The 22,132-nt window shown below is 32.8% G+C and carries 16 protein-coding genes; 13 read left to right on the top strand and 3 right to left on the bottom strand.

Features of this window, described 5'->3' with window-relative positions:
- Window positions 1–1,011, bottom strand: coding sequence for a potassium channel protein (locus IPJ23_11960; protein ID MBK7631394.1), 1,011 nt, complete (start codon window positions 1,009–1,011; stop codon window positions 1–3).
- Between the two features lie 120 nt (window positions 1,012–1,131).
- Here IPJ23_11960 and IPJ23_11955 point away from each other — a divergent pair, with 120 nt between their 5' ends.
- The gene (locus IPJ23_11955) at window positions 1,132–1,674 is read left to right on the top strand and encodes a hypothetical protein (GenBank protein MBK7631393.1); all 543 of its coding nucleotides are present in this window, start codon (window positions 1,132–1,134) and stop codon (window positions 1,672–1,674) included.
- Window positions 1,674–4,142 carry a primosomal protein N' gene (gene priA, locus IPJ23_11950; GenBank protein MBK7631392.1) on the top strand — a complete coding sequence of 823 codons (2,469 nt, stop codon included), beginning with the start codon at window positions 1,674–1,676 and terminating at the stop codon, window positions 4,140–4,142. The genes IPJ23_11955 and priA overlap by 1 nt, the downstream gene beginning before the upstream one ends.
- 6 nt (window positions 4,143–4,148) lie before the next feature.
- On the opposite strand, the gene IPJ23_11945 is transcribed toward priA, so the two are convergent.
- Window positions 4,149–5,594 carry a PAS domain-containing sensor histidine kinase gene (locus IPJ23_11945; protein MBK7631391.1) on the bottom strand — a complete coding sequence of 482 codons (1,446 nt, stop codon included), beginning with the start codon at window positions 5,592–5,594 and terminating at the stop codon, window positions 4,149–4,151.
- 313 nt (window positions 5,595–5,907) lie between these two features.
- Here IPJ23_11945 and IPJ23_11940 point away from each other — a divergent pair, with 313 nt between their 5' ends.
- The 5 genes from IPJ23_11940 (at window position 5,908) to IPJ23_11920 (ending at window position 11,450) form a co-directional block, all read left to right on the top strand.
- Window positions 5,908–6,501 carry a hypothetical protein gene (locus IPJ23_11940; protein ID MBK7631390.1) on the top strand — a complete coding sequence of 198 codons (594 nt, stop codon included), beginning with the start codon at window positions 5,908–5,910 and terminating at the stop codon, window positions 6,499–6,501.
- Between the two features lie 36 nt (window positions 6,502–6,537).
- A complete protein-coding gene (locus tag IPJ23_11935; GenBank protein MBK7631389.1) occupies window positions 6,538–7,101 on the top strand; it encodes a hypothetical protein in 564 nt (187 codons plus the stop codon).
- Between the two features lie 18 nt (window positions 7,102–7,119).
- The gene (locus tag IPJ23_11930; GenBank protein ID MBK7631388.1) at window positions 7,120–8,388 is read left to right on the top strand and encodes a DUF2225 domain-containing protein; all 1,269 of its coding nucleotides are present in this window, start codon (window positions 7,120–7,122) and stop codon (window positions 8,386–8,388) included.
- Complete coding sequence (locus tag IPJ23_11925; protein MBK7631387.1) at window positions 8,378–9,586, top strand: tetratricopeptide repeat protein; 1,209 nt, start codon at window positions 8,378–8,380, stop codon at window positions 9,584–9,586. Before IPJ23_11930 ends, IPJ23_11925 begins: the two co-directional genes overlap by 11 nt.
- Before the next feature lie 169 nt (window positions 9,587–9,755).
- Window positions 9,756–11,450: a hypothetical protein gene (locus tag IPJ23_11920; GenBank protein ID MBK7631386.1), complete on the top strand. Its 1,695-nt coding sequence runs from the start codon at window positions 9,756–9,758 to the stop codon at window positions 11,448–11,450.
- 42 nt (window positions 11,451–11,492) lie between these two features.
- On the opposite strand, the gene IPJ23_11915 is transcribed toward IPJ23_11920, so the two are convergent.
- Window positions 11,493–12,302: a hypothetical protein gene (locus tag IPJ23_11915; GenBank protein ID MBK7631385.1), complete on the bottom strand. Its 810-nt coding sequence runs from the start codon at window positions 12,300–12,302 to the stop codon at window positions 11,493–11,495.
- 157 nt (window positions 12,303–12,459) lie between these two features.
- Here IPJ23_11915 and IPJ23_11910 point away from each other — a divergent pair, with 157 nt between their 5' ends.
- The 6 genes from IPJ23_11910 (at window position 12,460) to IPJ23_11885 (ending at window position 22,063) form a co-directional block, all read left to right on the top strand.
- Window positions 12,460–13,839: a tryptophanase gene (locus tag IPJ23_11910; protein MBK7631384.1), complete on the top strand. Its 1,380-nt coding sequence runs from the start codon at window positions 12,460–12,462 to the stop codon at window positions 13,837–13,839.
- Window positions 13,840–13,952: 113 nt separating this feature from the next.
- Window positions 13,953–14,777 carry a DUF4905 domain-containing protein gene (locus IPJ23_11905; protein ID MBK7631383.1) on the top strand — a complete coding sequence of 275 codons (825 nt, stop codon included), beginning with the start codon at window positions 13,953–13,955 and terminating at the stop codon, window positions 14,775–14,777.
- Window positions 14,778–14,875: 98 nt separating this feature from the next.
- A complete protein-coding gene (gene amrA / locus IPJ23_11900; protein MBK7631382.1) occupies window positions 14,876–15,433 on the top strand; it encodes an AmmeMemoRadiSam system protein A in 558 nt (185 codons plus the stop codon).
- Between the two features lie 2 nt (window positions 15,434–15,435).
- Window positions 15,436–16,248 (top strand): AmmeMemoRadiSam system protein B, encoded by an 813-nt coding sequence (gene amrB, locus IPJ23_11895; protein MBK7631381.1) that lies wholly within the window; start codon window positions 15,436–15,438, stop codon window positions 16,246–16,248.
- A 138-nt stretch (window positions 16,249–16,386) separates the two neighbouring features.
- Entirely contained in the window at window positions 16,387–19,173 is a 2,787-nt protein-coding gene (locus IPJ23_11890; protein ID MBK7631380.1) for a TonB-dependent receptor, read from the top strand.
- A gap of 52 nt (window positions 19,174–19,225) precedes the next feature.
- Window positions 19,226–22,063: a T9SS type A sorting domain-containing protein gene (locus IPJ23_11885; GenBank protein MBK7631379.1), complete on the top strand. Its 2,838-nt coding sequence runs from the start codon at window positions 19,226–19,228 to the stop codon at window positions 22,061–22,063.
- Window positions 22,064–22,132 lie beyond the last annotated feature (69 nt).

Here is a 22,132-nt window from a genome sequence, read left to right as displayed (position 1 = left end):
TTAATAATCTCTTAATTTATCAAGATTCGCTTCTTCACCAATAGCAATAAGTTTGTTACCCTCATCAACAATTGTATCACCCTTGGGATTATAAATAAAAATTTGTTTATCCTCATTCTGAATTGCAACAATTATTGTATTAAACTCTGTTCGTAAAGGAAGCTCTGCTAACGTCTTTTTGTGCATCCTCGAACCTTTTTTGACTGTAATTTCTTCAATGTGTATATCAACCTTATTGTTTCCATAAACCACATCGATAAAATCCAATACGCCCGGTCTTAATACAATTTCAGCCATCCTGCTTCCGCCAAGTTCATATGGTTTAACCACTCTGTTTGCACCAGCTTTTATTAATTTTGATTCTGTATCTTCATCGATAGCTCTTGCAACGATAAAAAGTGATGGGCTAAGAACTCTAGCAGACAAAGTTGCAAAAACATTTTCGGGATCATTAGAAAGTACCGCAACCAGTCCTTTGGCTTTCTGAATTCCAACTCGAATTAGTGTGTCGTCATCGGCAGCATCACCTTTATCATAAACGTATCCAAAAGAATCAAGTCTTGCAAAGTTATTTGGGTTATTTTCAATAACTACGAACGGTACTTTTGCATCGGTAAGTTTATCGCAGATGTGAGAACCCATTCTTCCAAATCCACAAACTATATAATGATTTTCGAATTTTTCAATTTGTTTAATCATCCTGCGTCTCCTGATAAATTTGCTTTCAATTACATATTGAACCCCTGTGCCACCAATGTATAAAATTGTACCGAAACTCATAAAAATTAACAATACTGTAAAAAGATGTCCAGAATCTGAAAGTGGGTGAACTTCCTGAAACCCTGTAGTAGTTATGGTAATCATAGTCATATATAACGAATCCATAAAATTCCATCCCTCAATTACCATAAAGCCTATTATGCCGATTACAATCGTTGTTAGAAGTATAATAAATCCGGTGATAAGATGTCTTGCTGTATCAGTGTGGTTATTTAGAGATGCAAATTTCATATATTAAAATATAAAACAATTAAGTAATTTACTTTATAAATGTTGTGATTTAGGCACTCTACAATGCTTATAGAACTTAATATCAAGAATACTGTGAAATAATTTTAGAAGGAAATGAAAGTGAAACAAATATTCTATCTTTTTTTAGTAATTATTCTTACTCATTTTACGGGCTGTATTGTGTTCCATACTGTTTCTTATGAAGTATATGTTAACGATGATGGAACCGGAACTGCATTGGTTACAATTGAAGATATAAATAGTGATGCAGATTCAAAAGAAAGTTTGGATGAGGATGTGAAAAGTATTTTGGAGTATGGATTAAAGAGTCAGGAGTTTGTAGATGAACAAAAAGCAGACGGAAAAACAATTACCTCAAGGAACCTTTTAATTGAAAAAGAAAAATTAAATGCATTAATTCGTTATGAATTTTCCGATCTTAGTGAAGTTGAAGGAATGCAGTTTGATGATCCTTACTATTATTTAACCGTTCCTACAGATGACATTATTGTTTCTACAAATGGTCAAATAACAAAAACAAAAGACTATCAAAGAATCGTTTGGGATAAATCAATTAAGGCATTAAAATTTAAAATGTACAGTGATGATACAAGTAAAGACGGATTGAAATCTTTAGCCCCTTATTATCTGAAAGAGAATTAATGTTTGTCGAAGTTGTTTTCCCTTTACCATTTAGGAAAGCATTTACTTATTTAATTCCAAAGGATTTACAGGAATTTGCAAAAGTTGGGGTGCGTGCAGTTGCCCCTTTTGGTAAGCGTACTCTAACTGGATTTATAATAAACCTGCCGAATAAAATTTCATTAAATAAAGATGAAATAAAACCGATCACAGATATTCTAGATGATAAACCAATCTTTACAAGTAAAACCTTAAAATTTTACCAATGGCTTTCCGAGTATTATATATGCTCGCTTGGTGAAGCTTTAAAATTACTTGTTCCGCAAGGAACAGATGTAGAGACAAAAAGAAAAATTATTGTTGATAAAAATTTTATTGCGGAACTTCTCCAATCAGAAAAGAAAAATGACTCACTCAAATTTAAAATACTTTCTGAGCTAATAAAACGAGAGGAATTAAGTTTTTCTATTCTGCAAAAGCTTGTAAAGAAAAAAAATATTTATTCACAAATTCGTTCACTTCATAATCAGGGAGCTGTAACAATTGTTGATGAAGTGCAAGGCATAAAAGTTAAACCAAAAAAAGTAAAATTTGTAAAACTTTCAAAAGATGTTGCTGAAATTTATGCCAACTTTCCTGAGCTTGATCGTAAATCGCCTAAACAAGTAAAAATCTTACTTAAAATGATTGAAGCAAAAGGCACATCACTCCCTGTTGCAGAGCTTTTGCATAAAACTGATTCATCACAATCATCTTTAATTGGACTTGAGCAAAAAGGATTTGTAAGTATTTTTGAAAAAGAAGTTGATAGAAGATATAAAGAAAACTATAATGAAGTTCATAAAGAATTAATACTTACTAAACAGCAACAAGAAGTTGTAGATAAAGTAGCAGAAGCACTAACCGCCAATAAATTTATAACATTCTTATTACACGGAGTAACAGGCAGCGGCAAAACTCAGGTTTATATTGAGCTGGCAAAACAAACGCTTGCTAAAAATAAAACTGTAATGATCCTTGTCCCGGAAATTTCATTAACTCCACAAATCACATCAAGATTTTTTAACAACTTTGGTGATACAGTTACTGTAATCCACAGTAGAATGTCTGCCGGGGAAAGATACGATTCCTGGCGGCGAGTTTTAAATGATAAATCTAAAGTAGTAATTGGCGCACGATCGGCTTTATTTGCACCGTTAAATAATATCGGGTTAGTTGTGGTGGATGAAGAGCACGATGCAAGCTACAAGAGTTCAGATATGATTCCAAAGTACAACGCACGAGATGGTGCAGTTGTTCTCGGAAATATTTATAATTGTCCCGTTTTACTTGGTTCAGCCACACCATCTATTGAAAGTATGTACAACGCTAAAATCGAAAAGTACAAATTACTTTCACTTCCTAAGCGAATTGATGATGCAAAACTTCCCAAAATAACTTTTGTGAACATTACTCATGAAAAAAATAAAACTAAGTCCGAAACCGTTTTCTCTAAAATATTAATTGATAAAATAGAAGATCGATTAAAGAAAAAAGAAGGCATTATCATTTTACAAAACAGGCGAGGATTTTCAACTCAGATATTTTGCAATGATTGTGGCGAAGTTGAAATGTGTGAAAATTGCTCTGTGCCAATGACATTTCATATCAATCAAAATAAAATTCATTGTCACTACTGCGGATTGACAAAACCAGTTCCCGGTGCTTGCACACACTGTGGTTCTATAAACATAAAATATTTTGGAACCGGAACTGAACGAGTAGAAGATGAACTACAATTCTACTTTCCAAATGCAAGAATTGAAAGAATTGATTCTGATTCTATCACAAAAAAAGCATATCTGAGTAATTTACTTTTAAGCTTTGGTAAGGGCGACATCGATATTCTTGTTGGAACCCAAATGGTTTCCAAAGGATTGGATTTTGCTCGTGTAACTTTAGTTGGAGTTATATCTGCAGAAACTACTTTATGGCTTCCGGATTTTAGGGCTGACGAACGAACATTTCAATTACTTACCCAGGTGTCGGGCAGAGCAGGAAGAAGTAAAGTTGAAGGTGAAGTTATTATTCAAACTTACAATGAAAAACATTTTGTTCTGCGTAAAGTTCTGGAAAATGATTACTATGGATTTTATGAAAAAGAAAAATCAGATAGAGAAAATATGGGTTATCCACCATTTACCCGCATTGCATTGATTGAAACTAAAGATACAAGTATGGATAAAGCTCAAGGGGCAGCATATGATTTTTACAAAGAGATTATCAGATATAAAAATTATTTAAAAATTTCTGATCCAACGACTGCACAAATATTTAAATTACTTAACAACTTTCGTTATCACATTCTTATAAAAAGCGATAAAGAAAATGATCCAGGTGGAGCTATTTTAAGAAAAGCAATTTTAGAGGCTTGGGTCGAGTTTAATAAAAAATCCAGGTATAAAGATGTAAAGCTCTATTACGATGTTGATCCTCAGAGCATAGTGTAAAAAAAACTATTTAGCCCTTGGTAAAGTAAAAAAGAATGTTGACCCTGATCCGACTTCACTTTCTATCCAAATTTTCCCACCCTGTTTTTCAACCAATTCTTTACAGAGGATTAATCCAAGCCCAGTCCCACGTTCACCCGCTGTCCCAACAGTTGAGTAAGAAATATCAAGCTTAAATAGTTTGGATATTTGAGCTGTATCTATCCCAACGCCAGTATCTTTAATTTTTACAACAATGTTGTCGTCCACATTTTCAAAAGAAACCAGAATGATTCCAAATTCAGGAGTAAACTTAATTGCATTAGAGATAAGATTTCTTAAAATTGTTTCAGTGATCGGCAGATCGACATACGCAAAAAACTCAGTTTCAAATTCAAAGTTTAAAGAAATCCCCTTTTCTTTTAACTTTTGAGAATAAAGATTTTTAATATTATTTAAAACTAATGTTAATGAAATATTTTGCGGCTCAAAATTCATATTACCTGTTTGTACTCTTGACCACTCCAATAGATTTTCCATTAAAGTGAATGTACTTTTTGATGTTTTAGCAGCCTCAAAAAGAATTTCTTTTTTTTCATCTTCTTCCAAAGAATCATAATCAGTAACCATTATATCCAACAAAGTCATAATGCCGGAAAGCGGGCTGCGCAAATCGTGTGAGATGATTGAGAAAAATTTGTCTTTATTCTTTGTAGCGCTTTCAAGTTCATCATTAATTTTTTTTATATATTCTTCATTTTCTTTTTGTTTTGTAATATCAATGCAAGTCCCAATCAAACCAAGAAAATCTTTTTGATCATTAAATCTGTGGATTCCGCTAATCATCAACCATCTATATATCCCATCATTTCTTTTGAATCTAAACTGATGAGAAAATGGTGTTCGATTTTCTAGTGCTTGACTATAAATTTCCATAAATAGTTTTAAATCTTCGGGATGAATATCTTGTACCCAGTTTAAACCTAATTCATCACCAATAGTTCTTCCGGTAAAATCGCACCAAATTTGATTTACAAAATTAAATAATCCATTTACATCCGTAATCCAAATCATAACAGGGGCAGAGTTTGCTATGTTTTCAAATCTTAGCTGATTTTCTTTAATTAACTCAACTTGCATTTTTTGATTTGTGAGATCCACTAACGAAATAATAAACTGATTCTGCTGCGTTTCCGTATTTAAATAATTGTTGATTGATAGAATTGTATAAAAGGACTTACCATTTATTCTATTAAATCTGATCTCAATAGTTTGAGGTAAAGATTTTGGATCTGGATTTTTGAGAATTGATTGCAATGAGTTTTTATCCTGAATAAAAGTAAAAAAATCTTTGGATAAGCATTTTTCTTTAGTATTGCCGATAAAACTGCATGCAGCTTTGTTTAGATAAATGATTTTACCAGTTTCATCTATTATAAATGTGGCAATCGATAATTGGTCTAAAATTTCCATTAACTTAAAATTAGCTTCTGTTTAGATTGTAAATTCTTTCAACAACAATTTACAAAAACATGAGATTGTTTCTCAAATCTGCCTTTACTAGGGGCTTGTTGCTTATTGATACAAAAGATAGAACTGTTTCAACTTGAAATACTCATACGGCCTGAAATCGGGCTGAAAACGCATTTGTTACCACTAACTACCATATTTATAAAATGGCACAATTAGTGAAAATCTTAACTCGCTTTTGGGAAAAAAGTTTCATTTGTGGCGATGTGTTAAGCTTAAACTATTTCGAACAAGTTTAACAACATTTAAGAACCCAATGAAATCTTTGAATTATTTTTTCTTAATTATTACGCTTTTATTACCTCTTGGCTGCGAATCTAATGTAGATTCAATTTTGCCCGCCGAAAATTCGACAAAAGTATCTCAAGATTCACCTAAATTTCATCATGAAGTTGGACTGGATGTTTTGGATTATGATGATGTTTTTATTATCCAGAAAGAAATAGATGGAATTGTCGGTGGACACATTACTTTAGATACTGTTTTTACGGATTGGGAAGGTAATTTAGTTACTATAAATGCAGACATAACTTTTGAACCAAACTCTTTTAGCGGTACAAAAAATATAGCCATTAGTCCAGATCCATCAAGTGGATCGATTAAGTTTTCTCCTGCCATTGCATTTAATATTCCTGCAAAACTCAATCTCAATTTTTCCGGTATTAATCTTTCAAGCTTAGGATTTGATGCTAATTCAACTTCAGATTTTGTTTACCGCGCTGATGATGGTACCATTGAATTTATTCTTAAAAATGAATGTAAAATAAAGTGGAATACAAAACAAATTTATGTTAAAAACGCAGAGTTACCGCATTTCTCAAGATATATATTCGTAAGAAAAAGTTTATAAAAATTAATTTATTCTCTAACAGATAAAGGATCAACAATGAAAAAGTTCATAACAATCAACCTGATAATGATAGCGTTGCTATTTGGATGTAACCCCGATGCAAATGTTATCTCCCCGGATGATTCAGCGAACAACAAGCAGTTAAAATTAATTGAACTGCCAAGACCAGTACGTGCTCTCTCAATCGAAACCATTTATACCGAATCAAAATATATTAACGGATACAATGGTGGATATTTTAATGAACAATTTGATTATCAGGGTACTTCTGGTTTAGTTACATTAACCTCTCAGCTCAATTTTCCGTCAAATTCATTTAGCGGTGGAAAGACCATCACACAAACATTTAATACTGAAACAGCTTCTTTAGAGTTTGGACCTGCAATGCAGTTTAATATTGCTGTGAAATATACTCTAACTATCTCCGGGTTAGATTTAACTGGAATAAATTCGAATACTTTGGATTTTGTTTACGTTGCTCAAGACGGTTCAATAACGGGTGTTGTGTATGATTCTATAACTATGGATGCAGCAACTGGAACTCTTAAAGTTACAAATGCCAGATTAAATCATTTTTCTAGATATGGTTTTGTTAACTAATTAACCAAGAGATTAAAGATGCAAAACTCAGTAAATACATATGATAGTGAGATTAAAAATCTCTTGAGGGATTATTTTGCTGAAGATGATTATAAGAAATTGATTTTTGATACTAACCATTCAGCCTCAACTGATAAAGTTTCAGCGCAGATTAGTGATTTGTACAAAAAGCAATTAAATATCAAAATAGAAGATAATTGTAATCGAATGCAGATTGATAGAGCCATAACATTTGCAGAAAAAAGACTTGAATCTGATAAATATTTTGAATTTATCTTGAAACTTGGCGAAATCTGTAATGATGCAGGCAAGTATTATTTAGCTCAAGAAATCTTTAATAAAATAAACCGAAGAACTAAAAACAAAAGTTTAAAGGCAAAATCCCTTATTGGATTGGCTGATATCAGTAGCCGTAAAGCTAATTGGACTCGTAGCATCTCTTTGGTAACAGAAGCTGAATCAATCTACAAAGAAACAAACGATAAAGCTGGAATATCAAATTGCTTTAACATGTTAGGTTCCATTTCCGGTGAAATGGGTGATATTGAAAGAGCAAAAACATATTTTAATCAAAGTTTGTTTTTTGCCAATGAATCTGATGAAAAAGAGCTTAATGCTAAAATAGAGGCAAACCTTGGTATTGTTAACAGCATACTTGGTAATACAGATGAAGCAGTAGAGCACCTGGAAATATCATTAAACATCTATAAAGAGATAAAAGATTTAAAGAAAGTTTCGGAGTTATATCATAACATCGGAACAAATTTTTTACAGTATAATGATACTAAATCCGCTCTAGCAGCTTTTGATAAAGGAATTGATATTGCTGTCGAAAATCAATATTGGAGTTCGCTTGCACTTTTGTATTTAGCAAAGTCACAAATTCTAATTGCAAATCAAGATCTAAGAATAGCAAAGGAATTTGCAGATAAAGCATTGTCAATAAGCCACAATCTTGATGATAAGCTTACCATTGCTGATATATATCGAGTTAGAGGAATGATTGCAAAACAACTTAATGATACCCAAACAGCAAAATCCTACTTGATGATAAGCTTGCGGATTAATACCAAACAGCGCAATAGTTTAAACATTGCAGAAACTTCTGCAGAACTTGCCTCTATTTATAAAGAGGAAGGTAAACACGAATTAGGAAATAACTATTTACACCAGGCGCTTGATTATTACAGAAAAACAAACGTAAAGGATAAGATTTTAGTGATTGAAAAAATGTTAGGTTTGGAAACTGTTCAATCAAATGCAGTAGAGGTTCAAAATGAACAATAATACAGAAAAAATTATCACACACGTTAAAGATGTACTGATAAACTTTCTTTCACAGTCTGATGCTGATGAATTTATTAAGGCTGTAAAAGTTTATGCCAATTCCTTTGAAATGATTGACGCTGATATTCCAGAAATAGACCAGCGGCACATTAATTATCAATTTCCTGATGGTGTTGATGAAAGGGTTATTGTTGATAAAATAATTACGCTTTCTGAAAGACTTTTATTAAAAGATAAATACTACAGTTTATTATTAGAACTTGCTCAACTGATGATAAAGATTGGTAATCAGGCTTTTGCGTTAGAAATTTTAACTGATCTTAAAAATGCAATTGGCGCTAATGAAGATTTTAGAATTTTTAATGGTGACGCAAATTTGCTTATATCAAAAATCTATTGGACTCAAGCACAATGGGAAGACTGTGATTTTTATCTTGAAGAAGCATACTCAAGTTTTAGAAGTGTAAACTACCTTAAAGGTTTTGCAAAATGCGAAAATATGCTTGGCACCATATACGGTGAAAAAGGAGAATTCAAAAAAGCTTTAACTCATTTTGAAGCAGCTTTAGTGATCCTTAAAGAAAGTGATGATCTTTCAACACAGGCAATGATCTTAACAAACCTTGGTATTATTTACACTATTTATGGAGATTATGAAAAAGCTATCTGGAATTACAAAGATTCAATCGAAAAGTTTAAAAGTTTAAATGATAAAAGCCGTATTGCAAGAGTATATCATAACATCGGAATGCTCTACACAAGGATGGGCGAATACTATTTAGCTTTAGAACAATTTAATAGTTCTATTACTCTTTCTATTGAAAATAATTATCAATCCAACTCAGCAGTTTCTTACATTGGTAAAGCTTTCATCTATACAAAACTTAAAAACCTACCTTTAGCGGATGCATTTACCGATAAAGCGATGGAGGTTGCTTGTAAGTTGAATGACACTTTATCTATTGCAGATATTTATAGAATTAAAGGAATAATTCAATCAAACCTTAATAACTTTGAACTTTCTGAAGAGTTATTTGAGAACAGCATCAGGTTAAATGATGATTTTGAAAACAAATATAATAAAGCTGAAAGTTCTCAGGAGCTTGGAAATTTACTCAAGCAAGAACATAGAAAAGCCGAAGCTGAAGTTCATTTGAAATCTGCAGAAAAGATTTTAAAGGAATTCAAAAAAAAATAAAAAGCAGTTAGATGTACATTATTTGGAAGATAATGTTCTACATATTTAACTGTATTTTTCATGTAACTCTTTGCCTATCATAATTCATTTTGTAAAAAAATATAATATCTACTTTTTAACTATTAACAATAGTAACTTTAAAAAGTTAATTATAAATAATTAAACGCAAATGAAATCTTATTTAACTTCAACTCATAGATTAAAAACGACCTTTTATTTAACATTATTTACAATTTCATTATTGTATTTAAATGTATTTACGGCCTGCTCCCAATCATCCGAAAAGAAAAAAGAAGTAGTGGTTGTTGGCATACAATCCGATGTTGCAACCATAAGTCCGCTTTACGCTTTTGATTTGCAGGAAGGACATTTGTTAGATTTACTTTTTCTTAAACCCGCAAATGAAAACTGGAATGATTCATTGGGTATAATAGAATTTACACCAATGCTTGCAGAAAGTTGGGAGATTAATAAAGACTCAAATTTTGTTACGCTAAATATTAGAACGGATGCAAAATGGTCTGATGGTAAACCCATTACTATTGATGACATAATTTTTAGTTTTGATGTTTATTCTGATCCAAAAGTTAACAGCAGGTTATTCGGTTTGTTTGAGAATTTTTATGCGTCAGAAGATTTGCATATTGATCTTAAAAAGACATTTAGAAAAAATTCCGAAACAAGCTTAACTATTTTCTTTAAAGACTATCTAAATTTTTCTTTGTTAGATATAAATCACGCAATATTACCAGCGCATGTTTATAGTAATCTAAAAAGAGAAAATATTCAAACGGCTGAAATTAATTTTAATCCGGTTACAAGTGGTCCATTTAAACTTTATAAATGGGAAAGAGATCAAAAAATTCATTTGTGGACAGATAGCAGTTGTTATTTGTTCGATCCGAATAAAGTTCAAGAAATTATTTTTAAAATTATTCCGGATGAATACTCACTTCTCACTCAACTTAAAAGTGGTGAAATAGATTTAATAGAAGATATCAAATCTGAAAAAGTTAAAGAACTAACTGAAAACAGCAAGATCAATATCGGCTCTATCAAAGGGAGAAATTATGATTATGTTGGATGGAATCACATTGATCCCATAGCCAAATTAAATAAACAAAATAAGCCTAATAAGTTTTTTTCATCTGCAAAAACACGCAAAGCTCTTTCTCTTGCTATAAATCGAAAAGAAATATTTCAAACCGTTGTTGGCAAGTATGGTGAAATTTATGATTCACCAATTTCACCAATATTTAAATCTTATTTAGATGATTCTTTAAGAAACTTGGAATATAATCCAGTACATGCAAAAAAAATGTTAGAGGAAGAAGGTTGGAAAGATTTAAATGGCGATGGAATTCTCGAAAAAAATAGTGAGGCTTTTTCATTTAAAATGTATTCTGCTTCCGGAAATTCTAAAAGAGAATTTACAGCAACAATAATAAAAAACAACCTGAAAGAAATTGGGATTGATGCTCAATTAGTATTAGTTGAAAAAAACGAACTTGTTGATGGCTTGCTTTCTAGAAGATATGATGCCTGGATTGCCGGCTGGAGTATTGAAATACCATTAAAGTTAGATCATTACTGGAGCTCAAATCCCGACAAAGGAATGTTGAACTTTTCTAGTTTTTCTAATTATGAACTTGAAAGATTATTGAATGAAGTAAAACCATCACAGGATGAATCAGAAAAGATTCCAATCTATAAAAATGCGTGTAATATTTTTAAAGATAATGAACCAGTAACAATTCTATTTTGGTCTGATAATATTATCGCATACAACAAGCGAATAAAAAATATAAAATTTTCTCCGCTTGGTTTATTTTACAGTGCCTGGAATTGGGAAATCGAAAAGTGAAAATTATTGGAGCGGCAGTTAAACCGCTCCAATTAAATATCATCAACCGCCTGTAAAACTGCGTAGAAATGGGAAAGCCTGACCGAGGAAGAAAAAGATTAATCCACCAATAATCCATAATGTAAAAACCAGAATTATATAATTCAATATATTTTTAGATTTGAACATTTTTGCTAGGCCAATTCCTAATACAGTGTACGACCAAATACTAAATGGATCAATTTTAGCAAGTACAAAACCCAAAATGGTTGATCGCTCAACTCCTGTAAAGGCAGTTACACTAGTATCCATAAAAATTTTGCCCATCATAAAAGTTAAAATTCCAGTAATAATAATTTGAATGGCGCTGATATACATTGGCAAAGCACTTGCAACCAAGGCACTTTGATAATTTCCATCACCTTTTAAGAATAACTTTACGCATAAAAAGTATATCCCAACTATTATAAAGAAAAAGATTGAACCAAATATTACAGTGGTAACAATATTGATTACCCATCCAATTGGCCCGCGCATAAACTGCATCTGGGAATCAATTCTATCCAATGCAGAATCAAGTTGATCTTCAGGAAGAGTACCATTCTTAACCATATCTTCCATCATTTTAACTTGTTTTTGTTTAGCTTCAAAGTAAACATCGTCATTAAGCATTGCCACACTTCGGATAATTCCGGCAATTGCAAAAACAATTAGTAATGGAATAATCCAGTCTGTTGTTCTAACAGGAAAAAGAGATGTGATATGAAAGGTTTTTGTTGGTTCAGAAAACACACCAATTACTTTGTCAGAATGTGAAAGTTCCTCCATCTCGTTAGCGGGCTGTTCGGATTGAATTATTTCATCAGTTTCCATTGTTTCTCCTGAATTTATTTTGAAATGACACATAGAAAACTATTTATCATTTACGCAAAAGGCAATAAGAAAGTTGGATTTTTGATGAGAATTAAGAAACATCTTTTATTAAATTTGAATAAGAAAAAATTCATTTAATCCTTTTTACGGAAAAATCATGATACCAAAAACAATCATAGAACCTTTCAAAATAAAATCAGTTGAGCCAATAAGATTTACAACTCGTGAAGAGCGAGAAGTTTTATTAAAAGAAGCAGGTTACAACCCTTTTCTACTTCCTGCAGATGATGTGCTGATTGATTTACTTACAGACAGCGGAACTTCTGCAATGAGCGCAAAGCAGTGGGCGGGGATTATGGAAGGCGATGAATCTTACGCTGGTTCAAAAAGTTTTTATCGATTTGAAGCTGTTATAAAAAGTATTACTAATCTGAAGTACATTATTCCAACTCATCAAGGCAGAGCTGCGGAAAAAATTCTTTTCTCAATTGTTGGCGGTGCAGGAAAATATTTTCCTAACAATACACACTTTGATACAACCCGTGCAAATGTTGAGTTTAGCGGTGCAGAAGCTGTTGATTTATTAATCGAAGTTGGAAAACATCCGGAAATTCGTGCGGACTTTAAAGGAAACATGGATGTTGAAAAACTTGAAACTTTTATAAAAGAAAAGGGAGTTGAAAATATTCCGCTTTGTATGATAACAGTTACAAATAATTCAGGCGGCGGGCAACCGGTTTCTATGCAAAACATAAAAGATGTAAAAGCAGTTTGCAATAAATATGGAATTCCACTTTTTCTTGATGCGTGCAGGTTTGCTGAAAATGCTTACTTCATAAAATTGAGAGAAAAAGGATATGAAAATAAAACACCTCTTGAGATCGCACAGGAAATGTTTTCTTATGCTGATGGAGTTACGATGAGCGCAAAGAAAGATGCTCTTGTAAACATAGGTGGCTTTCTGGCAATGAATGATGAAGAACTGGCAATGAAATGCAGAAATCTTTTAATCGTTACAGAAGGATTTCCTACTTATGGTGGACTTGCAGGGCGTGATCTTGAAGCAGTTGCTCAAGGTTTATTAGAAATTGTTGATGAACACTATCTACAGTATAGAATTCGCAGTGTTGAATACCTCGGGGAAAGATTAGTATCTGCAGGTGTTCCGATCATTGAACCACCGGGTGGACACGCTATTTATATAGATGCAAAAAGATTTTTGCCGAATATTCCGGCGCACCAATTTCCCGGACAATCAATTGTCTGTGAACTTTATCTAGAGGGTGGAGTTCGAGCAGTAGAAATTGGAAGTGTTATGTTTGGTAAGTATGATAAAAATGGAAAACCCATTCCTGCTATGATGGAATTAGTTAGAATGGCAATTCCGAGAAGAGTTTACACTCAAAGTCATATCGATTATTTAATTGAAGTGATTGTTGAAGTATATAAAAACCGTGATAAACTAAAAGGTTACAAATTTACTTACGAAGCACCGCTGCTGAGACATTTTACGGCTAAGTTTGAACCGATTATTTAAGGGTATCTTTGCGAACCCGATTTCAATCGGGTGAAGCAATCTCATGGGTAATGCGAAGTTAATTTTGAGATTGCTTCTCTCGTAGACTCGCCCGCAATGACAGAAGAAAAAGAATGAAACTAAAAAGACTTTACAAACACGATAACAAAAAACAAATTTGGCGGATTCTTCCAACTACAAATAAAAAACTTGTAATTGAAGAAAGAAATGCAAAAACCAAAGAAGTTTTTTTTAATTGTTTGGAAATAGAATCAGGTAAAAAAGTATTTAAAGACTTTCAACTTGAAGAAAAAAACTGGATTGGAATTGAAGCTATATACAAAGAAATAATTTTCTTTCATGCGTATGGCAAGCCTGATATGCCTGCGCATAAGCGTATTGTTGCTTTTGATATATTTTCGAAAACAATTCTTTGGCAGAACGACAATTATGTTTTCTCGTTTGTAAATGATGACAAAGTATATTGTTATCAGCAAAGATTTGAATCACGCGTTTTTTATGCTCTAGATTATTTAACAGGCAATATTGTTAAAGATTTTGGAGATGATTTTGAAACAATCAATCAGTTAAAAGAAAAAGCTGATAATGAGTTTTATACAGAAAAATATCTTTTCCCTGAATATTTTAATCGAACAAGTTTAGAATCGGATAAACACCAAAAATATTTACAGCAAATATTATCTGATAATGTTGTTAAAGGTGATATCAGCTATTTAGTTATAAATGATATATTATTATGTAATTATCATGAGGTTTCAAAAACAAATACTTTAACTAATATTTTTAGTGCTGTTGATTTAAATAAAAATAAAATTTTACTAAATGAAACTTTGGATAAAGATTTAACTAGTTTAATGCCGGAATCGTTTTTTATAAAAGACGATTTTCTATTTTTGATTGTTGATAAAACAAAGTTGTTGGTTTATAAAATTATTTAAGAATGTCATTGCGAATCCGACAAGGTCGGAGGAAGCAATCTGTTTTGTGATAGATCACTTCGCTCCGCTCGTGATGACAAATAATTTGGAAAAATTATATGAATGTATCAACCGAAGAAAAGGACATTCTTCTAAAAGCTGCGCGCCAATCAATAAGTTCTTTGTTTGATGGCAAAGAACCTGAACAACCAGATTATAAAAAATATCCATTGCTAAAAGAAAAACTTGGTGCCTTTGTTACCCTTACAATTAATCATCAGCTAAGAGGCTGCATTGGATTTATTATCGGACGCGAACCATTATTTGATACAATAACTTTGGCATCTATCCATGCGGCTGTTAACGACCCAAGATTTGGTGCATTAAAAAAACCTGAATTAGATAAAATTAGAATCGAAATATCAATTCTTTCAGAATTCGTTCCAATTAAAAGTTATGATGAAATAATTATTGGAAAACACGGGTTATATTTAGATGAGGGCAGCGGCGGTTTATTGCTTCCACAAGTTGCAGCAGAACATCATCTTAATAGAGATGAATTTCTTTCTGCACTTTGCAACAAATCAGGTTTTTACAGTGAATTTTGGAAAGAACGAATGTTAAAAATTAAAGCCTTTACTGCTGAAATATTTTCCGAAGAAGAAAAGGAAAAGTAAAAATGAGAATCAGACATCAGCAAGTTGCAGGATATTTTTATCCTGCTGAAAAAGAAAAACTACAAAAAGAAATTTCTTCGCTATTACATTCTGCTAAACCTGCAAAAACATTTAACAATATATTTGGAATTATTTCACCTCACGCTGGATATGTTTATTCAGGAAAAACGGCAGCTTGTGCATATAACCTTTTAAAAGATAAATCTTACAAAACTGTCATTGTGATTTCTCCTAGCCATACTGAGTATTTTCCTGGAATCTCAATTTATGATGGGGATGCTTACGAAACTCCATTAGGAATCGTGGAGATCGATAAAGAAATAACTGATAAACTTGTGGAACACACCAAGTTAATTTTTAGAGGAAAGCAAGGACATAGAAAAGAACACGCGCTTGAAGTTCAAATTCCATTTCTACAATCTGTGCTGAAGGATTTTAAAATTGTGCCCATTGTAATGGGTGATCAAAGCAAATTGTTTGTGGATGAGCTTGCAGTAAAAATTTCTGAAGTGGTTGAGGATGAAATTCTTGTTGTTGCAAGTTCAGATATGTCTCATTTCCATTCCGCAAAAGAAGCGGATAAACTAGATTCAGTTGTTGAAAAAAATATTAATGAATTTAATTTTGAAAACCTTTTGATAGACTTAGATAAAAACAATTGTGAAGCTTGCGGTGGTGGACCGATAGCAGCGATGATGAAAGCAGCTTCACTAAAAGATATTAACAACTCTTTTATTCTCGATAGAAGTAATTCCGGTGATGTTACAGGGGATAAATCTGAAGTAGTTGGATATTTATCGGCGGTAATTTATTGAAAATTAAAACCCTCGTTTTTAACCTATTCCCAACCTTAACAATTAGTTAACAAACTCATAACACTCCCTTAACATTCACGTAACATTGAAACTATAGTTTTCGAGCGTCGAAGAAAACAAATTTATTTAGGAGAGAGAATGTTAAAATCAATTTACACTGGGTCAACAATTTTGAAATTAAAATTGCTATTTATGATAGTCCTTGGTTTATTGCAAACCAGTTTATTAGCTCAGCAAAACGGATCAATTACAGGAAAAATTACTGATAAAAGTAACAACGAAGAGTTAATTGGATCTAATGTCCTGATTCTTGGAACAAATCTTGGTGCTTCATCAGATATTGATGGAAACTTTGTTATTAAGGGATTAGCGCCGGGTAAATACAATGTAAAGATATCATTTATATCATATACCAGTTTAACAGTTGAAAATGTGGTCGTTGAAGAAGGTAAACCCACCAGATTAGATGTGGCTCTAGAATCTTCAGCAACAGAACTTCAAGAAGTTGTTGTTACCGCTGAAGCCCTAAAAAATACAGAAGCAAATGTACTTAAGATTCAAAAGAATTCTTCAAGCATTGTGGATGGCGTAAGCTCGGAACTAATTAAGAAAAATAATTCCTCTGACGGTGCTGATATCTTAAAAAGAATGACAGGTGTTACGATTTCGGAAGGGAAGTACGCATTTATTAGAGGCGTTGGTGATCGTTATAACAATACAATGTTAAATGGAGCTAATTTACCAAGCACGGATCCTGAAAAGAAAAGCTTTTCATATGATATTTTTCCTGCAAGTCTAGTTGAAAACATTTTAACATTTAAAACTTTTACACCTGACAAGCCTGCCGATTTTTCTGGTGGGTTAGTTCAAATAAGCACAATTGAGTTTCCTTCAAGATTTATTTTTGATCTCAGCACTTCAGGTGGATTCAATGCTAATACAACCGGAAAAACCTCGATGGGTTATAATGGTGGTAAGACAGATTTTCTTGGATATGATGACGGAACAAGAAGTTTGCCAGGTGATATTACATCAACAAAACTTGCTAGAGGAAATTTCTCAGATTCTGCTTTGACTGCGATAACCAAATCATTTAGCAATGATTGGCAGACTCAATCTAAAACAGCACCAATTAACGGTTCAATAAAATTAGATATTGGAAATAGAATAGAATTTGGAGAAGATGTTTTAGGTTATGTTGCTTCTTTAACATATTCAAATACTGACGCAACAAAAGATCTTACAAAGAATTTTTATGATTTCTCTGGCGCAAGATATAATTACAAAGGTTATAGTTATAATAATACAGTAGCATGGGGCGGGTTGCTAAATTTTAGTTACAAATTTGACAGAACTAATAAAATAAGTTTTAAAAATATTTATAATCAAAATGCTGATGATATAACTACTTTATATTCAGGTGATTATAGATATGCAGATCAATTCCGGGAAGTAACATCATTTAATTATGTCTCAAGATCTTTATTATCGAATCAATTAATAGGTCAGCATCAGTTTAGCAAGGTTTTTAGCGGATTAAATCTCGAATGGAATGTTAGTTATTCTCAATCTAAAAGAGACGAACCTGATTCCAGAAGATATTTATATTCCAGAAGTATAGAGGACCCTAGCGAGCCCCTAAGATTTCAATTAGATCAATCATTAGCTACGAGATATTATGGAAATTTAAAGGACCATAATTTCAGCGGAGATATTGATCTTAACTTACAACTTTTTGAGAATCCAGATTTACCAAAATTAAAAGTTGGATATTTATTTGATAGAAAGGATAGAGATTTTAGTGCAAGAACTTTTGGATTTAGAAATGTTCCTGGTGGAAATTTTGCACATGAGGATAGCGTACTGCAAGGTTCTGTTCAAGATATCTTTGCTCCTGAAAATATAACTAATAAATTTGTTCAAGCTATAGAGATAACTAAACCTTCTGACAGTTACACTTCTGAACAAAGAATTAATTCAGCTTATGCAATGTTTGATGCAACATTATTACAAAATTTGAAAATAGTTGCAGGTGTTAGAATAGAAAATTCAAATCAAACATTAACCTCAATTAATCTTCAGGGTGATAGCATTAATGTTGATAACACATACAATGATTTGCTTCCAGGGCTAAACCTTACTTACGCCATTAACGATTGGATAAATATAAGAGCTGCTTATAGTATTACCTTAGCAAGACCTGAATTTAGAGAGCTAGCTCCTTTTAGCTATTTCAATTTTATAGATAATGAACTTATACAGGGAAATCCCGACCTAAAAAGAACTTTAATTAATAATTATGATTTAAGATTTGAAATGTATCCCGGTGCTGGTGAGTTGGTCGCATTTAGTTTCTTTTATAAAAGATTTAGAGACCCAATTGAAGAAGTTCTTCAAGCCGCTGCAAATGAACCAATCAGATCTTTTGAGAATGCTATTGTAGCCAAAAATTATGGAATCGAGTTGGAGTTAAGAAAAACTCTGGATTTCATATCGCCAATATTTAGAAATTTTTCTTTCGTTGGAAATGGAAGTCTTATTAGTTCAAAAGTTGAATTACAAAACACAGGATTTCAAGCAGGTGATAGAGCCTTACAAGGACAGGCTCCATATATATTCAATTTTGGATTGTATTATGACAATCTTGATTTTGGATTGAACAGCTCTTTCGTGTACAATAAAGTTGGTGAAAGAATAGCTACTGTTGGTTCTAAAGACTTAGGAAATATTTTAGAAAAGCCTGTCGATCTAATCGATTTTTCAATTTCGAAAACTATCATCGATAATTTCAGTATCAAGCTAACCATTAAGGATTTATTAAATCAAGAGAGAACTTTTATTCAACAATCTCCTTTAGGAGATAGAGTTTCTGAATTAGAAAAATCCGGCAGGTTAGTAGTGATCGGGCTTTCATATAAGCTATAAAATTTTGATAAATAATTTAATCATTCAAACATAAATATATTAGGAGTACATGATGAGGAAAGTTCTTTTTCTGTTTTTTAGTTTTTTGCTTGCAGGAGGCATGTCCTTTGCACAGATAATTGTCACGGGTGATATAACAAGTAATACAACATGGACATCGAACAACACATATTTGTTGAGAGATTTAGTAAGAGTACAATCAGGAGCAACATTAACAATAGAACCGGGAACAATTATCTATGGAGAGAATTCAACACTAGGAAGTTTGATAATCAAACCAGGTGGAAAAATAATGGCAGAAGGCACAGTAAATAATCCAATAGTATTTACAAGTGAATTCAACAAACCAGGCTCACTTCAGGAACCAACATACGGAGACTGGGGAGGCATAATATTATTAGGTAATGCACCAATCAATGTGCCTGGTGGAGTAGCATCAATAGAAGGTCCAGGAGATCAATATGGTGGAACAGATCCAGAAGATAATAGCGGTGTAATGAAATATGTAAGAATAGAATATCCAGGCGTAGCATATTCATTAAACAATGAGATCAACGGATTAACATTTGGTGGAGTAGGCAGAGGCACAACAATAGATTATATACAGGTAAGTTATAGTGGAGATGATTCATATGAGTGGTTTGGCGGCACAGTAAACTGTAAGCATTTAATAGCCTACAGAGGATGGGATGATGAATTTGATACAGACTTTGGATTTAGTGGAAAACTTCAATTCTTAGTAGGATTGAGAGATCCAGAAGTAGCAGATCAATCAGGATCAAACGGATTTGAATCAGATAACGATGGATCAGGATCAACAAATTCACCAAGGACATCACCAACGTGGTGGAATGTAACATTGGTAGGACCATTGGCCACAACAACAACACCGATTAATTCATTGTTCAAAAGAGGAATGCATTTAAGAAGATCATCACAGAATAAGATAAACAATACATTAGATATGGGATGGCCATTAGGAATATTGATAGATGGCGTGAATACAACGACAGATGCACAGAACGGAGTAATGTATGTAAAGAACAGTATAGTATCAGGTAATACAGGAGCAGTGATAGACTCAGTATCATCAAATGGAACATTTAATCCAAGTTTATTCTTTAGTTCAAACAACAACCGTTCTTTTCCTACTAATGCTGAAGTTCTGTTAAGAAATCCTTTCAATTTAGAAAATCCAAATTTTCTGCCTAAACCAGGCTCACCAGTATTAACAGGAGGAGGAACACCACCTAATGATGGATTCTTTGATCCGACAGCAACATTTGTTGGTGCTTTTGGCTCTGAAGATTGGACAGCGGGTTGGGCTAAATTTATGGTCAGCGATAAGCAACAAGTAGTTGTCACAGGTGATATAACAAGTAATACAACATGGACATCGAACAACACATATTTGTTGAGAGATTTAGTAAGAGTACAATCAGGAGCGACATTAACAATAGAACCAGGAACAATTATCTATGGAGAGAATTCAACACTAGGAAGTTTGATAATCAAACCAGGTGGAAAAATAATGGCAGAAGGCACAGTAAATAATCCAATAGTATTTACAAGTGAATTCAACAAACCAGGCTCACTTCAGGAACCAACATACGGAGACTGGGGAGGCATAATATTATTAGGTAATGCACCAATCAATGTGCCTGGTGGAGTAGCATCAATAGAAGGTCCAGGAGATCAATATGGTGGAACAGATCCAGAAGATAATAGCGGTGTAATGAAATATGTAAGAATAGAATATCCAGGCGTAGCATATTCATTAAACAATGAGATCAACGGATTAACATTTGGTGGAGTAGGCAGAGGCACAACAATAGATTATATACAGGTAAGTTATAGTGGAGATGATTCATATGAGTGGTTTGGCGGCACAGTAAACTGTAAGCATTTAATAGCCTACAGAGGTTGGGATGATGAATTTGATACAGACTTTGGATTTCAAGGAAAACTTCAATTCTTAGTAGGATTGAGAGATCCAGAAGTAGCAGATCAATCGGGATCAAACGGATTTGAATCAGATAACGATGGATCAGGATCAACAAATTCACCAAGGACATCACCAACGTGGTGGAATGTAACATTGGTAGGACCATTGGCCACAACAACAACACCGATTAATTCATTGTTCAAAAGAGGAATGCATTTAAGAAGATCATCACAGAATAAGATAAACAATACATTAGATATGGGTTGGCCGTTAGGAATATTGATAGATGGAGTCAATACAACAACAGATGCACAGAACGGAGTGATGTATGTAAAGAACAGTATAGTATCTGGTAATACAGGTGCAGTGATTGACTCAGTATCATCAAACGGAACATTCAATCCAAGTTTATTCTTTAGTTCAAACAACAACCGTTCTTTTGTTACTAATGCCGAAGTTTCTTTGGTAGCACCATTCGATCTAAATAATCCAAACTTTTTACCTTTGGGAGGATCTCCTACTTTAACAGGTGCTGGAACACCACCTAATGATGGATTCTTTGATCCGACAGCAACATTTGTTGGAGCTTTTGGTTCTGAAGATTGGACATTTGGCTGGGCAAGATTTAAACCTGAAGTAACCACTGATGTTGAAGAAATTAAGATTAGCGGTACAACTCCAACTAATTATAATTTATCACAGAATTATCCAAATCCATTTAATCCTAGCACAAAGATATCATACTCTGTTATTGAGCCTACAAATGTTAAACTAACTGTATATAATATCTTGGGGCAACAAGTAGCTTTACTTGTTAATGATTTCAAATCAACAGGAACTTACCAAGTTAATTTTGATGCTTCCAGTTTATCAAGCGGAATATATATCTACAGTTTGGAGGCAGGTAATATAGTTGTATCTAAAAAAATGACTTTACTAAAATAATTTTCTCTCTCAATCCTCTCCTTCGACGAGGGACGCTGCATCTCGCGGCGTCCTTTTTTATTATTGGAC

The organism is Ignavibacteriales bacterium, from assembly GCA_016709765.1.
Classification (GTDB): domain Bacteria; phylum Bacteroidota; class Ignavibacteria; order Ignavibacteriales; family Ignavibacteriaceae; genus IGN3.
The sequence above is the reverse complement of the archived record's forward strand: the minus strand, read 5'-3'. Positions and strand labels throughout refer to the sequence as shown.

What these genes read in the sequence shown, in the direction of transcription:
- IPJ23_11960 (MBK7631394.1), bottom strand. Translation starts at nt 1,011, where the DNA reads ATGAAATTTGCATCTCTAAATAACCACACTGATACAGCAAGACATCTT.
- priA (MBK7631392.1), top strand. Translation starts at nt 1,674, where the DNA reads ATGTTTGTCGAAGTTGTTTTCCCTTTACCATTTAGGAAAGCATTTACT.
- IPJ23_11945 (MBK7631391.1), bottom strand. Translation starts at nt 5,594, where the DNA reads ATGGAAATTTTAGACCAATTATCGATTGCCACATTTATAATAGATGAA.
- IPJ23_11940 (MBK7631390.1), top strand. Translation starts at nt 5,908, where the DNA reads ATGAAATCTTTGAATTATTTTTTCTTAATTATTACGCTTTTATTACCT.
- IPJ23_11935 (MBK7631389.1), top strand. Translation starts at nt 6,538, where the DNA reads ATGAAAAAGTTCATAACAATCAACCTGATAATGATAGCGTTGCTATTT.
- IPJ23_11930 (MBK7631388.1), top strand. Translation starts at nt 7,120, where the DNA reads ATGCAAAACTCAGTAAATACATATGATAGTGAGATTAAAAATCTCTTG.
- IPJ23_11925 (MBK7631387.1), top strand. Translation starts at nt 8,378, where the DNA reads ATGAACAATAATACAGAAAAAATTATCACACACGTTAAAGATGTACTG.
- IPJ23_11920 (MBK7631386.1), top strand. Translation starts at nt 9,756, where the DNA reads ATGAAATCTTATTTAACTTCAACTCATAGATTAAAAACGACCTTTTAT.
- IPJ23_11915 (MBK7631385.1), bottom strand. Translation starts at nt 12,302, where the DNA reads ATGGAAACTGATGAAATAATTCAATCCGAACAGCCCGCTAACGAGATG.
- IPJ23_11910 (MBK7631384.1), top strand. Translation starts at nt 12,460, where the DNA reads ATGATACCAAAAACAATCATAGAACCTTTCAAAATAAAATCAGTTGAG.
- IPJ23_11905 (MBK7631383.1), top strand. Translation starts at nt 13,953, where the DNA reads ATGAAACTAAAAAGACTTTACAAACACGATAACAAAAAACAAATTTGG.
- amrA (MBK7631382.1), top strand. Translation starts at nt 14,876, where the DNA reads ATGAATGTATCAACCGAAGAAAAGGACATTCTTCTAAAAGCTGCGCGC.
- amrB (MBK7631381.1), top strand. Translation starts at nt 15,436, where the DNA reads ATGAGAATCAGACATCAGCAAGTTGCAGGATATTTTTATCCTGCTGAA.
- IPJ23_11890 (MBK7631380.1), top strand. Translation starts at nt 16,387, where the DNA reads ATGTTAAAATCAATTTACACTGGGTCAACAATTTTGAAATTAAAATTG.
- IPJ23_11885 (MBK7631379.1), top strand. Translation starts at nt 19,226, where the DNA reads ATGAGGAAAGTTCTTTTTCTGTTTTTTAGTTTTTTGCTTGCAGGAGGC.